This is a genomic window from Clostridium sediminicola, from assembly GCF_050402865.1.
Taxonomy (GTDB): Bacteria; Bacillota; Clostridia; order Clostridiales; family Clostridiaceae; genus Clostridium_AF; species Clostridium_AF sediminicola.
Window position 1 is genome coordinate 1 of sequence record NZ_BAABMF010000066.1, and the last position, 1,001, is coordinate 1,001.

Here is a 1,001-nt window from a genome sequence, read left to right on the forward strand (position 1 = left end):
AATAAAACTTTACGCCCTAGGCGAGAGCCACGTTTAGTTAACCTGTTTTTAGTGCTTGTAAAATCGCCAGATTGTGATACAGATGTATCTACACCTAAAAATGCAACTACTTTTTTCGCATTTTTAAAGTTATTTATATCACCAATTTCAGATAAAAAACTAACTGCACTCATAAAACCTACTTCAGGATGAGAACATAATAATTCTACATTATGTTTTAATCCTGGAATTTCTTCGTGTAAAATAGATAAATCTTCTTTTATCTTATTACATGCTTTGTCAAAATGATTAATAATATCTATAAAACACTTTATCTCTGAACCTAAATAGGAGACCTGAATTTTTAATTCTTTTGCTTCTAAAGCTACATCAAGGATTAATTTGTATTTCTTTTCAGCCCATTCTAAAGAATGATTAACGGTTGAAATTATTAATTCTAAAACAGAATTTTTATCAGCATTAAGAAAATCTATATAAGTAGGATAGTGACTTAAAATAGTTAGAGGAATGGCACTAAATGTATCACCAAATATTTTGTTAAACTTAGGGAATACTAAATTTAAAGATGAAAGTAATTTCTTTTTATAGAGAGCTTTATGACTGACGAATGAATCATATTCTCTACAAAGTTTTTTGAGTACAAAATATCTTTCATCGAAACTAGAATCTATTGAGAATGTTGGGGATTGTGCCAGTTGAGCAATCCTCAACGAATCAATCTTATCATTCTTGACCTTCCTAATGCTTTGTTTAGCAAAATTCTTAGTGTGTATTGGATTTAAAATATAACATTTGAAATCACTTTTACTAAAGTAGTTATAAAGCAGAATATGATATAAACCTGTTGATTCCATAAATATTTTGGGTTTAATGGAAAAATTAGAACAGATTCCATTGAGAATAAATAGTAGCTTGTTAAAACCAGTTAAATCATTGGTGATCTTTAGCTTTTTACCATATTGTTCTCCACCAGGTTGTAATATTGTAACTACAGAAGATTT

General features: G+C 28.5%; 1 protein-coding gene. It reads right to left on the reverse strand.

What is annotated here, in order from left to right; translation table 11 throughout:
- Positions 1-1,001, reverse strand: a 1,001-nt coding sequence (locus ACQ3F0_RS26725; protein ID WP_428868864.1) for an IS110 family transposase, incomplete at both ends; no start/stop codon positions are given.